The sequence below is a fragment of the Reyranella sp. genome, assembly GCF_965279465.1.
In the GTDB taxonomy this organism is placed as follows: Bacteria; Pseudomonadota; Alphaproteobacteria; order Reyranellales; family Reyranellaceae; genus Reyranella.
Map to the genome: position 1 here is coordinate 6,088,635 of NZ_OZ257242.1, position 14,077 is coordinate 6,102,711.

Sequence of the window (14,077 nt, forward strand, 5' to 3'; positions counted from 1 at the left end):
GGCCTACTTCTGCTGCTGATTTGGACTTAATCCGAAGCGCCGGTAGGCATAACCGAGGCCGAGCAGCGCCGCACCGAGGCCGAGGAACGAGAACACGCGCAGCAGTCCCTTCAGCCCCGCCATGTCGATCAGGAAGACCTTGGCCACCACCAGGCACACGAGCGCCATGCCGGCATGGCGCAACGCCGCCACGTCGTGCCAGAAGCCGAGCGCCAGCAACGCCACGCCGAACAGCAGCCAGACGATCGAATAGGTGTACAGTTCCAGCCCCTCGGCACCGAGGCCGCGCCGCTCGAAGAAGGGATCGAAGAGATGCCGGACCTCGAGCGAGACGTAAACGAAGACCAGCACCGCGGCGCTGACCTCCGCGAGCAAGTTGACGACCTGGCTGCGCTCGATATCTGTCCAGCGCCGCGCGGCGAAGGCCAGCACGGCAGGCAACGCGTAGGCGAGCAGCAGGCCATTGGCGATCGGCAGGGCGCCGACATCGGCCCGCTCGAAAACCGGATTCGCGATCAGCACCTGGATGACCAGCACCGTCGCGACGGCAAGGCCGCCGCTCAACCGCCATGCCCAGAGGGCGACGGGATCGTGACGCAGCCGCGCGATCCATAGAGCGGCCAGCGCGAAGGCCCCCCACACGGCGACATAGACCGAGCGCTCGAGGAACGCGGCGTCGGGCGCATCCATGTCGCCGGGCCGGAACAGGACACGCACTTCGAGCGTGACCATCACGAAGGTGAGCAGCGCGGCGCCCGCCTGGACGGCACGCCGCAGCCGGTCGTCGGCAAGGAATCTCGTCGCCACGACTAGAGCCGCGATTGAGATCGCGTAACCCCAGAAGACGCGGCCGTACTGCAACACCTCCGGATTGAGCACGAATCGGATGAGCACGACGGCGAGAAGCGGCCAACAGAGCTGGCGCATCGCCACGAGATCGAGTGATGCGGCGATGTAGGCGACGGCCGCGAGTTCGATCGCATAGGCCACGGTGATCCATTCGCGGCTCAACTCCATCGGGATCGCCGCGGCGATGAAGAACGTCACGCCCGCCGCGAGGAACCCCAGCGCCTCGGTGGCGCCGGTCATGCGCGTCCGCCAATGCGCCAGCCGCTCGGCCGCGACCAGGAACGGCGCGGCGAGTCCGATGCTGATCAGGCCCCACGGCGTGCCGGGCGCGACGTTGCGTAGGACCCACCAGCAGAGCAGGAAATGCGCGAGGGCGGACGAGACGGACAGCGCCGCCCAGAAGCCAGGCCGCGCCGCGTTCCACATCAGCGCGAAGGCGCCAGCGGCATAGAGGCCGCCGTAGGCGATCGCTAGCCAGGCGAAGCGCGCAGTGTCGACCCCCTCGCCCGCATTGTCGAACCACCACAGGCCGAGCGTCGCCAGCGACAGGGCCGGCGCCAGCCCCGCGACGTACTGGAAGCGCGGCGTCCAGCGGCCGAGCGCATAGAGGCCGATGCCATGCAGGGCGAGCGCCAGCCAGCCCGCATTCTGCTGGCCGTCGTCGCGGAAAATGACCGCCCCGAGCAGGGCGCCGGTCGCCGCCAGCGCCGTCCAGACCAGCGCGGCGACATCGACCGGCGGATTCTCGCTCTCGCCGAGGCGCCGCCAGGTCGTCCAGACGAACAGGCCGGCGACTGCGACGAGGAACAGGCATACCCAGGGCAGGCCCTCGACGTCGGCGGCCATCCAGACGATGGTCCACAACGCGCTGCCGCCCAGCACACCCCAGCCGAGCGGCCACCATCCGCGATGGCGGATCACTGCCAGCGTGCCAGCGGCGATCGCGAACAGATAGCCGAACAGCACCGGTGTGTTGGGCGTGTCGCTGCCGATGATGGCGGGGCTGGCGAAGCCGCCGACGAAGGCCAGCGCGGCGACCAGGATGCCGTGCCGCAGCGACATGCCGATCGCGAAGGCCGTCAACGCCATCGCGCCGCCACCGGCCGCGACCTTGGAAATCATGCCGTAAAGCGCGACCGCCGAGAACAGCGCACCGTAGAGCGCCGCGATGCCGGCCGCGGCCAGCGCCTGCGCCACCCGCTCGTCGCGCGACTTCATCTTCTCGGCGCCGCTGACCAGCGCGAAGCCGAACAGCGCGGCTAGGATGACCCGCACCTCGGGCGAGAGATAGCCTTCCTCGATCGAATAGCGGACCAGGAAGATTGCCGACAAAGCGAGCGTGATGGCGCCGACCCAGATGAAGGCGCGGGCACCGAGCCGGTGTTCCCAGCCGGCGGCGAGCGGCTCGACTGCCGGAGCGGATGGCACTTCGAAAACCGGCACGGGAGGCGGCGGCGCTTCGTTGGGCTCGAAGGGCGGCGGCAGGTCCGCCGCGACCGGTTCGGACGCGACAGGCTCGGACGGGAGCGTGTCGGGCACGGAAGCCGGACCAAGTTGCGCGGACGGCACCGGGGCGACGCCCTGCTCGATTTGCCGGCGAAGGGCTGCGATCTCGCCGGCGAGACGCAGATTCTCGGCCCGCACGTTTCCGCTGCGGACCAGCGCGACGACGGCGACGACCGGCGTGCCGATGGCCCAGGCGATCCCGAGCAGGATCAGCAGAATCTCGTCCACGCCTGCTCCCGACGCCTCTGGTCTCGAAGCCTCCGGCGCTACTCCGCCGCGACCCGCTGGGCGGCGTTGACGAAGTCGCCGCGACGGTCCTTCGCGACCTGGCCGTGCTTGACCACGAGGCGGTGGTTCTCCTTGCGCGCGGCGCGCTTGATGTCGGCCAGCGGATCGCCGTCGCACAGCACGAAATCGGCCGAGTTGCCTTCCCTGATGCGGCCCTGGTCGGACAGGCGCATCAGATCGGCAGCGCTGGCCGTCGAGAAGAACAGCGAATCGCGGGTCGACACGCCGATCTCGCACATGAATTCGAGTTCGCGCGCGTTCTCGCCGTGGCGATTGTGCGGCGTGCCGGCGTCGGTTCCCATCGCGATGCGTCCGCCCGCCTTGTAGTACATCTTCACCGACGCGATGTGGCGGTCGAATACGCGGCGCGACTTCTCGATCACATAGTCGGGAATCGAACGGTCGCCGTCATCGTAGCCCTTCAGGATGTTCTTCACGGCGGCGAGCGTCGGCACCAGCCACACGCCGCGCTCCTTCATCTCCTTCACGCACTCGTCGGTCATGAAGATGCCGTGCTCGATCGAATCGATGCCGCCGCGCACGGCGTTCAGGACGCCGAGCGCGCCTTGGGCATGGCTGGCGCAGCATTTGTGGAAGCGATGCGCCTCGCTGATGCCGGCCTTCATCTCTTCGGCCGAATAGTGCGCATCCTCGGGGTTCACCCCCGCCGTCATCACGCCGCCGGTCGCCATGATCTTCACGAGATCCGAGCCGGCATGGACCTGCTCGCGCACCGCCTTGACGACCTCGTCGATGCCATCGGCAATGCGGCCGGTCCGATTCCCGTGGCCGCCGGTCATGCAGATCATCCGGCCGGCGCAGCGCATGGTTGGACCGAGGAAGCGGCGCTGGTTGTAGGCATCGCGAATCGCGAACTCGATATAGTCCTTGCCGCCGCAGTCGCGCACCGCAGTGATGCCGCCTTCGAGCGTCGCACGCATGAACTCCATGCCGCGCACCGTGAGCTGCGCGGGGCTGAGGCGATCCTGCACGACGCCGGGATTGCCCTCGGCGCCGGACAGCGAATGAACGTGGCAGTCGATCAGCCCGGGGATCAGCGTTCCGCCCGCCGTGTCGACCGTTTCGCCGGAAAAGCCCGCGAACTCCGCCGCCGGCGCGACCTTCCTGACCTTGCCGCCCTCTTCGAGGACCGCCTGTCCGTCGAGCACTTTCTCGCCGTCGAACAGACGGCCGCCGACATACAACGTCGCCATTGGAACTCCCTCCGGTTTTGCGGCGGGCACTATCGTCCCGCAGGAAGCGCGTCGCAACCCGTGGAGATCGTCAAAGCTCCCGTCGTCTCGACCGGAGCTCGTCCTACCGCCCTGCGGTCTGTTGGCCGCAGCCCAGCGGGTCGTCGGAGGTCTCACCGCCGGCTTCCGCTTTCTGGCGCTCGATCTCGGCGTCCAGGCCGGCGATGTGCGGATTCCACTTCTTCGCCAGCTCGAAGGCGGCCGCGGCGCGGGCGTGCTCGCCCATTTGCGCGCGGATCATGCCGAGACCCGAGTAGGCGCCGAAGTGCCGCGGCTCGCGCTTCACGGTCTCGCAGATGTCGGCGATCGAGGCCGGGAAGTTGCCGAGCAGCCAATGGACGGTCGCGCGCTTGTTCCAGGCCTCGGACAGCTCGGGCGCAATCCCGATCAGCTTCGTGAAGGTCGTCACGGCGTTCTGCAGCTCCTGCTGCTGCATCTCGGCGATGCCGCGCATCATGAGCTGGCGTTGCGCCGGATCGGGCACCATCGTCCACTGCTCCCAGATGCCCTGCTCCAACGCCTGGACGGCAAAGGGATCGGTCGCGGCTTTGAGCTTTTCGAACAGGGTATCGAGCATGGTCTGGCTCCCTGCGTTGCTCGCCAGCATCAGCCCGAGCGCTGCAGCAAGGCAAGCGCGAAGAAGGATCACGGCAACGGCGCGGGCTTTGGCCCGCCGGTCGCCCAATCCAGCAGTTCGACGGTGTGCACCACAGGAATGCCTGTCCCCGCCCCGATGTTGCCGACGCAGCCGAAATTGCCCGACGCGATCACGTCGGGCTTCACGCTCTCGATGTTGGCGACCTTGCGGTCGCGCAGGCGGCGCGACAGCTCGGGCTGCAGTACCTGGTAGGTGCCGGCCCAGCCGCAGCACAGATGGCCCTCGGGCACGTCCTTCACGATGAAACCCGCATCACGCAGCAGCTTCCGGGGTTGCTCGTTCACCTTCTGGGCGTGTTGCATGGAACATGCCGAATGATAGGCGATGGTGAGGGGCCGGGCGGTCACGTTCGCGAGACCAACCTCGGCCATGAGCTCGCTGACGTCTCTCGCGAGCGAGGCGACCCTGGCGGCCTTGACCTTCCATGCCGGATCGTCGGCGAACATGTGGCCGTAATCCTTGACCGTCGTGCCGCAGCCCGAGGCGTTGATCACGATGGCGTCGAATTCCTGGGCAAGCCAGGCATCGATGTTGCGCTTGGCCAGCTCGAGCGCCTGCCGGTTGTCACCGATATGCTGGACCGACGAGCCGCAGCAGCCCGAGCCCGCGACGTTCACCACCTCGACTCCGTGCCGTGTCAGCAGCCGCACCGTCGCCTCGTTGACCTCCGGCGCCAGCACCTGCTGGCCACAGCCGGGCATCAATGCGACACGCCTGACACGCGGGCCGGCGGCCGGAAAGGTCTGCGGCCGGTCGACCGGCGAGGCGTCCGGAATGATGGCCGGAATGGCGTCGATCATCGCCTTGATCCGGCGCAGGAAGGTGGCTCCGCCCGGATCGCTGCTGCGCGCCGGCAGCGCCGCCGCCAGCGGCTTGGCCAGCCAGCCCAGCACGGTGGCCCAGCGGAACAGGCGCGGCCGCGGCATCAGCACGCCGAGCAGCCGGCGCAGCAGGCGGTCGCTCAGCGGCCGAGTGTAGGTATCCTCGATGTGGTGCCGGCCGTGATCGACCAGGTGCATGTAGTTCACACCCGACGGGCAGGTCGTCATGCAGGACAGGCACGACAGGCAGCGATCGACGTGGCGCACCTCCTGGTGCGTCGGCGCGCGGTTGCCCTCGAGCATCGCCTTGATGAGATAGATCCGCCCGCGCGGCGAATCGCGCTCGTCGCCCAGCAGGACGAAGGTCGGGCATGTGGCCGTGCAGAAGCCGCAGTGCACGCACTTGCGCAGGATCTGCTCGGACCGCGCGGTCTCGGGATCGGCGAGCTGGACGAGGTTGAAGTTGGTTTGCATGGCTATGTCGCCGCCTTCATCTGGCAGCGCGAAGAGGAGGTCCCTCGACGACGCTTCGCTCCGCTCGGGATGACGGTGGGGGTCATTTCTAAATCATCCGTCCCGGATTGAAGAGGCCTTTGGGGTCGAAGCTCTCTTTCACACGTGCGGCCAAGGCCGCGAGAGCCGAGGATTGCGGTTGGAAGACCGGCACCGATGCGCGCGTCACTTCCGGTGCACGGATCAGCGTGCCGTGGCCGCCGGTCGTGCCGAGGGCAGCTCGGACCAGGAGGTGATCGGCATCGGCCGTGGGTGGCAGGGCGAGCCAGATCAGGCCGCCCGACCAGTCGTAGAAGACCTTCACCGCAGGACGTTGCGCGCGGATACGGGCGACGATGGCCGGACCTTCGGTCGGCGGACAGGAGAGGCGCCACACGACGGCGTCGGCTGCTGCACCGAGCGGCGCCACGTCGCGCACCTCCCGCCAGAACGTGCGGCTTTCGAGAGTGCCGAGCTCGTCCATCGCGGCGCCCGATGTGGCGAGCAGCTCGCGCAGGCCCTTCAGGCGCGCCTCGACAGACGGCGCGACGCCTTCGATGCGCAACGCTGTCTTGTCACCGACATGAGCGGCGCCCGAGACCTCGTGCGGACTACCCATTGCGGCGCACATCGCTTTTACGGCGGCTGTGTCGTCGAGACCGCGCAGCAGCAGGGTGCGAGTCTGGTCGGGCGCAGGCAGCACCTTCACCGACACCTGGTCGAGGACAGCAAGTGTGCCCCATGAACCCGCGATCAGCTTGGAGAGATCGTAGCCGGTGACGTTCTTCATCACCCGGCCGCCCGACTTGAAGGCCTCGGCGCGGCCGTTGACGCCACTGAAGCCCAACAGGTGATCGCGGGCGGAGCCGGCAGATAGACGGCGCGGGCCGGCGAAGTTGCCCATCACGGCGCCGACCAACGTCCCCTCGCCCGGCGCCCGGCCGAGCAATGGGCCGAGATCGGGCGGCTCGAAGGCCAGCATCTGGTTGCGCTGCGCGAGCAGCGCCTCGACCTCGCGCATCGGCGTGCCGGCGCGCAGGGTCACGACCAGCTCTTCCGGCGCGTAGTCGACGATGCCGCTGATACCCGAGACATCGAGAACCTGGTCGCACTGCATCGGCTTGCCGAGATCGACCTTGCTGCCGCCGCCGCGCACATCGAGCGTCACACCGTCGTTCAGCGCCCACTCCACCGCCTGCCGCAGCTCGCTTGCGTCGCGCGGCCTGATCGTGCCTCTGGCCATGCTCGTCAGAACCGCGGGATGTCGGGGAACGGGATCTTGTTGTCGTGCACCGTCACGCGGCCGAGCTCGGCGCAACGCCGCAGCTTGGGGAACACCTTGCCCGGATTGAGCAGGTGGTCGGGATCGAAGGCGCACTTCACGCGCATCTGCTGGTCGAGGTCGATCTCGGTGAACTGCTCGCCCATCAGGTCGCGCTTCTCGATGCCGACGCCGTGCTCGCCGGTCAGCACGCCGCCGACCCGCACGCACAGGCGCAGGATATCGGCGCCGAACTCCTCGGCACGGCGCAGCTCGTCGGGGTCGTTGGCATCGAACAGGATCAGCGGATGGAGGTTGCCGTCGCCGGCGTGAAACACGTTCACAACGCGCAGGCCGTAGCTCTTGCTCATCAGGCGCATCTCGCCCAGCACCTCGACCAGCCGGCCGCGCGGCACCGAGCCGTCGAGGCACATATAGTCGGGCGAGATCTGGCCGACGGCGGGGAACGCCGCCTTGCGACCGGCCCAGAACAGCACCCGCTCCTGCTCGTCGCGGCTCACCCGCACCGTCGTCGCGCCACGGCCGCGGGCAATCTCCTCGACCCGGGCCACCAGATAGTCGACCTCGATCTCGGGGCCGTCGAGCTCGACGATCAGCAGGCCTTCGGCCTCTCGCGGATAGCCCGCGCCGACATAGTTCTCGGCGCATTGGATGGCATCCTTGTCCATCATCTCCATACCCCCGGGGATGATGCCGGACGCGATCACGGCGGCGACGCAATCGGCCGCTCCTGCCTCTGTCGGGAAGCCCAGCAGCACAGCGCGCGCCGTCGATGGCTTGCGCAACAGGCGCACGGTCACCTCGGTTACGACGCCGAGCAGCCCCTCGGAACCGGTCATCAGTCCCAGCAGGTCGTAGCCTCCCGAATCGAGATGCTTGCCGCCCAGCCGCACGACCTCGCCGTTCATCAGCGCCATCTCGATGCCGAGCAGGTTGTTCGTGGTCAGGCCATACTTCAGGCAGTGCACGCCGCCCGAATTCTCCGCCACGTTGCCGCCGATCGAGCAGGCGATCTGCGAGCTGGGGTCGGGCGCGTAGTAGAAGCCCTCGTGCTCTACCGCCTTGGTGACGCCGAGGTTGGTGACGCCGGGCTGCACCCGGGCGCAGCGGTTGGCGTAGTCGATCTCGAGCACGCGATTGAACTTGGCCATGCCGAGCAGGATCGCGTCGCCGACCGGCATCGAGCCGCCCGACAGCGAGGTGCCGGCGCCGCGCGGCACGACCTTGACCTTGTGGTCCTGGCAGTAACGCAGAATGGCGGCGACCTGCGCGACGGTTTCCGGCAGCACGACCACGAGCGGCATCTGGCGGTAGGCCGACAGCGCGTCGCATTCATAGGGACGCATGCCGTCGAGATCGTCGATCACCCCCTCGCCCGGCACGATCGCCTTGAGGGCGGCAACGATCGCGCCACGGCGGCGCAGGATATCCGGGTCGAGCGGCGGCATCTGCATGGAGGATGCTTACGCCAAATGAAAAAGCGGCGGAAGCCGGTGACTCCGCCGCTGGTGAATGCGCCGAGGCGCGGGCCGCGCCAGATGGCTAGCCCTGGCGAGCCTTGAAGCGCGGGTTGGTCTTGTTGATCACGTAAACGCGACCCTTTCGGCGCACGATGCGGCAATCCTTGTGGCGCAGCTTCACCGACTTCAGCGAATGACGGATCTTCATGGTCCCAACTCAACAAAAAGCCCCGGCCGAGCCGGGGTGAATTCCGAAAGCGGGCGGAAAATAGGGAGCGAAGAGCGCCCCGTCAACCCCGTTCTTGCCGGCAATTCTCCAATGATTTCAAGCAGCAAATCCCAAGAGGCGGGACTGGAACCGGACCGCAACGCATTGACGCCGACGCGGGGACCCAACCAGAGTCGCGGCGACCAGAAGGCCGGGAACGACGGCCATGTCGAGAGGCGTTGCACGATGACTGGAATCTCCCGCCGCGGCTTCGGTCGCTCCGTATCGCTGGTCGCCGGCGGTTTTGCCACCGGCGCCACCCTGCAGGGTGCACCGGCCATTGCCCAATCGGCGGGCTTCGACGCCAATGCCATGGCGGCACGAATTTCGAGCAGGCTGTTCGCCGACGATGGGCTGGCACGTCCGGCGCCGGAAAGCCCCGTGCCATCCGACCTCGCGACGGGTCTCGACCGGACGCTCGTCCTGGGCGGCGGCGGAGAATACTACGTCGCCTGGTATTGCGGCTTCTTTCACGGCCTGTACGAACAGGGCGTCGACCTCGACGTCGCCGAAATGGTGGTGGGCACGTCCGCGGGGGCCTATGCGGGATCGACGCTGGCGTCGGGACATTTCAGGCGTCTGCAGAGCGAGTTCGACTTCTTCGGCCACTTTCCGGGCCTGTTTGCCAAGCTCGCCCCGCTCACCAGCGCAAACCTCAGCCAGAAGCGTGCGCAGGAAATCAATGCCAACGTGAAGGATGGCAGCCCCGCCTCCATCATCGCCATCGGCCACGCCGCTCTGGCGGCGGACAATCGCGTGAACGGTAGCGGCGTGGATCGGCTCGCGGCCTTGTTGACGGGCGACAGCCGCACGGATTGGCCAGTGGTCAAGATGTATACAACGGCCAACGATTGCTACACCGGCGAACGCCTGGTCATCGGTCAGACGGCAGCTCGGAAGAACGGCATCCCGCTGGCTCACGCAGCGGCCGCCAGCTCGTCGCTGCCCGGGATAATTGGACCCACTCTGCTGGGACAGCGATTTTGCATGGATGGCGGCATCGCGCGGACCTGGGCGCACACCGATGTCGTCGCGGGATCGAAGCGCGCGTTGGTGATCACCCTCACCAACGGATACGAAGGTGCGCTGCTGAGCGGCATTCCCCACAACATCCACACCGAGATGAAGGCCCTGGAAGCGACCGGCACCAAAGGCATGCTCATCATTGCGGGGACACCAGCCGGCGTGAGCCTGCTCGATCCCAGGCAGTTCGAGCCGGCCATGAGGGCGGGCTACGAACGAGCCAAGACCGAAGCGTCCCGCATCAGGGACTTCTGGGCCTAGCTCGAGTAAGCGCCAGTTTCAGGTCCTTGACCAGTCCGGCATAGGCCTGGCGGCGGCCGATCTCGTCCGGCGCCCGCAGGATGGAGGACGGATGAATGGTCACAACACCGCGCTGGCCGTCGGCAAAGGCGATCTCGTTGCCGCGCAGCCTGGACAAGGTGACCGCCTTGCCAACGAGCGCCGAGGCCGCCGTGACGCCCATCGCCAGCACGAGCTGCGGACGCACCAGCGCGATCTCCTGGTCGAGCCAGACCTTGCAGACCTCGACCTCGGAGCGGTTGGGTTTCCTGTGCAGCCGGCGCTTGCCGCGCGGCTCGTTCTTGAAGTGCTTCACGACGTTGGTGACATAGACTTGGGTGCGGTCGACGCCGGCGTCGATGAGCGCCTTGTCGAGCATCTTGCCGGCCGGTCCCACGAAGGGCTTGCCGGCGAGGTCTTCCTGATCGCCCGGCTGCTCTCCCACGAGCATCAGCCGTGCGCCCACGGGGCCTTCGCCGAACACGGTCTGCGTGGCGGTCTGGTAGAGCGGACAGCGCGTGCAACGCCTGGCTTCCGCCGCCACTTTCGCAAGCTTTTTTTCTGCCATCGCCACGTCACGCCTGCCCCAGCAGGCGCATCAGGGACAGCGCGTCCTTGGGCGCCTGCAGCTTGTCGGTGTTGTCGAAGTAGAGGAACACCTCGCGCCGTCGACGCCGCGGCTGCTTCTCAGATATGAAATAGCCGTCGGTCATCGGCTTGCCGTCGCGCCACGCCACTACACGCGACGCCCAGCGCTTCAACGCCGGCCGACCGTAGGCACTGCGATAGAGTTCGGTCGAGCCGTGCAGCCGGACATAGACGAAATCCGCGGTGAGATCCATCAGCAGCGGCCATTCGACGGTGTCGGCGCAGACCAATGCGATGTTGTGCTTGCGCAGGAGCGCAACGAAGGCCGGGTTGCGAAAGCTCTCGTGGCGGATCTCGATGGCGTGGCGGATCGGCCGACGCCGGTCGGTGCGCAGCCATGCCCGCCCCCTCAGCCGATGGTCATGCCGGCGGCCGCAAGCGGCGGCCTGCTCGGTATCGCGCGGCAACAGGCCGAAGAACGCCTCCAGCTTCTCCGGATCGAAGCGGAAGTTCGGGGGGAACCGCCAGAGGATCGGGCCGAGCTTGGCGCCGAGCCGCAGCACGCCGGAGGCGAAGAAGTTGCCGAGCGGCGCCTCGGCATTGTTGAGCTTCAGCATGTGCGTGAGATAGCGCGGTCCCTTGACCGCGAAGACGAAGTCGTCAGGCGTGGCATCCGCCCATTGGGCGAAGCTCTTGCAGCGCTGCATCGAGTAGAACGTGCCGTTGATCTCGATGCTGCGGAACACCGAGGCGGCATAGCCCAGCTCCTTCTTCTGCGGCAGATCTTCCGGGTAAAACTGCCCGCGCCAAGGGGCATAGGTCCAACCCGAGATGCCGATGCGGACGTCCGATGCCATGAACGGGGAACGTCCGCGAAGCGAACCTGGTTCCTCTTCTCATGTGCCTCTTGGTGCGATCGCCTGGACAACCATGGCTATAATGGGCCAGCTCACACCGATCCCCGGTGGGTCATCCTGGAGACCAGCCATGGCGACATTCACGCACGACCATGTCCACCTGCGCAGCCCGGACCCGGAAGGTACGGCGCAATACTACGAGCGGATGTTCGGCGCCGAGGTGCTGCGGTCGACGCAGCAGGGTAAGCCGAGGGTCGATCTCGACCTGTGCGGCTTGAAGGTCTTCATCGCCCAGGTGATGCCGGACGGCAAGACCGGCGCGGCGCCGACCTCACCCTATCTCGGCCTCGACCATATCGGCCTGACGGTCAGGGGCATCGACGCCGCGGTGGCCGAACTGAAGGCCAAGGGTGCGGAATTCACCATGGAGCCGACCACGATACGGCCCAATGTGCGCATCGCCTTCCTGCGCGGACCGCAGAACGTGTCCATCGAGTTGATCGACCGCAACGCGGCGTGATCTCAAACCGGAGTGAAAGCCATGCCACGCTACGAGACCCTGACGCCGGAGCAAATGACACCGGAACAGCGCAAGGTTGTAGACAATGTCACCGCGGGGCCGCGCGGTTCCGCCACCCGCGGGCCGTTCATGGCCTGGCTGCCGTCGCCGAAGTTCGCCGATCTGGCCCAGGCGCTAGGCGCGCAGACCCGGTTCGGCTCCAGCCTGCCGGCGAAGCACTACGAGATCGCCATCCTGATGGTGGCACAGCAGTGGCGCGCGCAGTTCGAGTGGTACGCCCATGCGCAGCTGGCGAAGAACGCCGGCATCAGCCAGGGCATCATCGATGCCATCCATCGCGGCGAGAAGCCGACGTCGATGGATGCGCAGGAAGCGGCGATCTGGCAATTCGCCAAGGAACTGTTGCAGACTCAGAGGGTGTCGGACCCGACCTTCGCCAGGGCGAAGGAACTGTTCGGCCAGAACGGCGTGGTCGATCTGGTCGGCGTGATGGGCTACTACGGCCTGGTGTCGATGACGCTCAATACCTTCCAGGTACCGCTGCCCGAGGGCGAGCCGCTGCCGTTCAAGGAATAGGCGGCAGTCAGGATCTTCCCTGACACCCGTCGCCGACGCCACCGGCGTCGGCCTTCGTCGAGGAAGTAGTCGTGTCGATCGTAGCGGTGTACGTGGCCCGCGCGCCGCCGGCCGGTCAATCAGCCGGGTCAATTCAGCCCGTAGAGCCTCGTAACATTGTCATGGACGATCTTCTTCTGCACCGAGTCAGAGAACCCGGCCAGGTTCTTGGCCAGCGTGTCGCGCGAGTTCGGCCAGATGCAATCGGGATGTGGGTAGTCGGCGCCCCAGATGATGTTGTCCTCGCCGATCAGCGGCACGATCGGCTCGAGGAACTTGTCCTGCTGGTAGGTGACGTAGCCCTGCCGACGGAAGTAGTCGCTCGGCTTCATCTTGAAGCCCAGCGCACGGGCGCGGTCGTGATACTCGGTGTCGAGCCGGTCGAACACATAGGGCAGCCAGGTCACGCCCGATTCGCCCAGGATGAAGTTGAAGTCGGGATATTTCTCGCAGGCGCCCGATGCCAGGATCGATACCAGCACTTCCATCGTGTCGAGCTGGAACAGCGCCGAGCGCACCAGCCGGTGCTGGACGGCGTACTCCTTCTCCATTTCCGGCGTGTCGGGGGCGCGCACCGCCTTGAAGCCGGTCGAATGGAACGAAATCGGGAACTTGCACTCCGCCGAGGCCTCCCAAAGCGCATACCAGTCATGATGGTAGAGCGGCAGCCCCATGCGCTTGAAGGCAAGGTCGCCGCCTTTCAGCCCGAGCTTCGCGCAGCGCCGCACCTCGGCCGCCGCGGCGGCGGGATCGGTGTTGGGAATGATGGCGAGCGGAAAGACGCGGTTGGGATCGGAGCGGCGCGCGAAGTCGGCGGCCCAGTCGTTGTAGCGTGCGTTCGACCAGACGCGCAGCTCGGCATCGTCGATCAGGTCGTTGATCATCAGGCAACCGTAGATGATCTCCTTGGAGAGCCCATCGCGGTCGAGATCGGCGATGCGCAGCTCCGGCGTGGTCGGCCGCGGGGCCGCGCCGGGATAGCTGTCCCATACGAAGCCCGCGTCCTTCATCTCGTCGACATGGCCGAACGCTCCCTTCGTGTAGGGCAGGAAGCCCGGACCGACGCCGTTCCACATGCCGCGGTCCTTGTCGTCGACGAACCAGTGCTGGCCGTCGTTGCGCTCCTCGACCCGCGGTGCGTTCTTCTTCCACTTGGCAGGCGCCTGCGCCGACCACAGGTCGGGCGGGCAATAGGTGAGATCGATGTGATTGTCGCCGGAGATGAGCTCATGCCGCATTTGCGTGTCCTCCCCTGTGTGCCGGCATGGTACAGGCCTTTTCCTTGCGGCCTCAAGGGGTATACGGCGGCGGTTCCGCA

13 protein-coding genes are annotated in these 14,077 nt (G+C 66.9%); 3 read left to right on the forward strand and 10 right to left on the reverse strand.

Annotation, left to right across the window (positions count from 1 at the left end; genetic code table 11):
- Positions 1–3: 3 nt before the first annotated feature.
- From ACQY8M_RS29625 to ykgO, 7 genes are all read right to left on the reverse strand, one after another.
- On the reverse strand, positions 4–2,583 hold the full coding sequence (locus tag ACQY8M_RS29625; protein WP_428663555.1) for a DUF2339 domain-containing protein: 2,580 nt from the start codon (positions 2,581–2,583) through the stop codon (positions 4–6).
- 38 nt (positions 2,584–2,621) lie between these two features.
- Positions 2,622–3,857: an amidohydrolase family protein gene (locus tag ACQY8M_RS29630; protein WP_428663558.1), complete on the reverse strand. Its 1,236-nt coding sequence runs from the start codon at positions 3,855–3,857 to the stop codon at positions 2,622–2,624.
- A gap of 103 nt (positions 3,858–3,960) precedes the next feature.
- Positions 3,961–4,473, reverse strand: coding sequence for a tetratricopeptide repeat protein (locus tag ACQY8M_RS29635; protein ID WP_428663561.1), 513 nt, complete (start codon positions 4,471–4,473; stop codon positions 3,961–3,963).
- Positions 4,474–4,541: 68 nt separating this feature from the next.
- Positions 4,542–5,849, reverse strand: a complete 1,308-nt coding sequence (gene glcF / locus ACQY8M_RS29640; RefSeq protein ID WP_428663564.1) for a glycolate oxidase subunit GlcF — start codon at positions 5,847–5,849, stop codon at positions 4,542–4,544.
- An 88-nt stretch (positions 5,850–5,937) separates the two neighbouring features.
- Positions 5,938–7,110 (reverse strand): glycolate oxidase subunit GlcE, encoded by a 1,173-nt coding sequence (glcE, locus tag ACQY8M_RS29645; protein WP_428663567.1) that lies wholly within the window; start codon positions 7,108–7,110, stop codon positions 5,938–5,940.
- A gap of 5 nt (positions 7,111–7,115) precedes the next feature.
- A complete protein-coding gene (locus ACQY8M_RS29650; RefSeq protein ID WP_428663570.1) occupies positions 7,116–8,603 on the reverse strand; it encodes an FAD-linked oxidase C-terminal domain-containing protein in 1,488 nt (495 codons plus the stop codon).
- An 88-nt stretch (positions 8,604–8,691) separates the two neighbouring features.
- Complete coding sequence (ykgO, locus tag ACQY8M_RS29655; RefSeq protein ID WP_068191747.1) at positions 8,692–8,817, reverse strand: type B 50S ribosomal protein L36; 126 nt, start codon at positions 8,815–8,817, stop codon at positions 8,692–8,694.
- Here ykgO and ACQY8M_RS29660 point away from each other — a divergent pair.
- On the forward strand, positions 8,803–10,161 hold the full coding sequence (locus tag ACQY8M_RS29660) for a patatin-like phospholipase family protein (RefSeq protein WP_428663574.1): 1,359 nt from the start codon (positions 8,803–8,805) through the stop codon (positions 10,159–10,161). The genes ykgO and ACQY8M_RS29660 overlap by 15 nt on opposite strands.
- Here ACQY8M_RS29660 and ACQY8M_RS29665 read toward each other — a convergent pair.
- The gene (locus ACQY8M_RS29665; protein WP_428663577.1) at positions 10,142–10,747 is read right to left on the reverse strand and encodes a UdgX family uracil-DNA binding protein; all 606 of its coding nucleotides are present in this window, start codon (positions 10,745–10,747) and stop codon (positions 10,142–10,144) included. The genes ACQY8M_RS29660 and ACQY8M_RS29665 overlap by 20 nt on opposite strands.
- Positions 10,748–10,754: 7 nt before the next feature.
- Positions 10,755–11,624: a DUF72 domain-containing protein gene (locus ACQY8M_RS29670; RefSeq protein WP_428663580.1), complete on the reverse strand. Its 870-nt coding sequence runs from the start codon at positions 11,622–11,624 to the stop codon at positions 10,755–10,757.
- Positions 11,625–11,754: 130 nt separating this feature from the next.
- Here ACQY8M_RS29670 and ACQY8M_RS29675 point away from each other — a divergent pair, with 130 nt between their 5' ends.
- Positions 11,755–12,144, forward strand: coding sequence for a VOC family protein (locus tag ACQY8M_RS29675; protein WP_428663583.1), 390 nt, complete (start codon positions 11,755–11,757; stop codon positions 12,142–12,144).
- A gap of 21 nt (positions 12,145–12,165) precedes the next feature.
- Complete coding sequence (locus ACQY8M_RS29680; protein WP_428663586.1) at positions 12,166–12,720, forward strand: carboxymuconolactone decarboxylase family protein; 555 nt, start codon at positions 12,166–12,168, stop codon at positions 12,718–12,720.
- A 128-nt stretch (positions 12,721–12,848) separates the two neighbouring features.
- Here ACQY8M_RS29680 and ACQY8M_RS29685 read toward each other — a convergent pair whose 3' ends face one another.
- On the reverse strand, positions 12,849–13,997 hold the full coding sequence (locus tag ACQY8M_RS29685; protein WP_428663589.1) for an amidohydrolase family protein: 1,149 nt from the start codon (positions 13,995–13,997) through the stop codon (positions 12,849–12,851).
- Positions 13,998–14,077 lie beyond the last annotated feature (80 nt).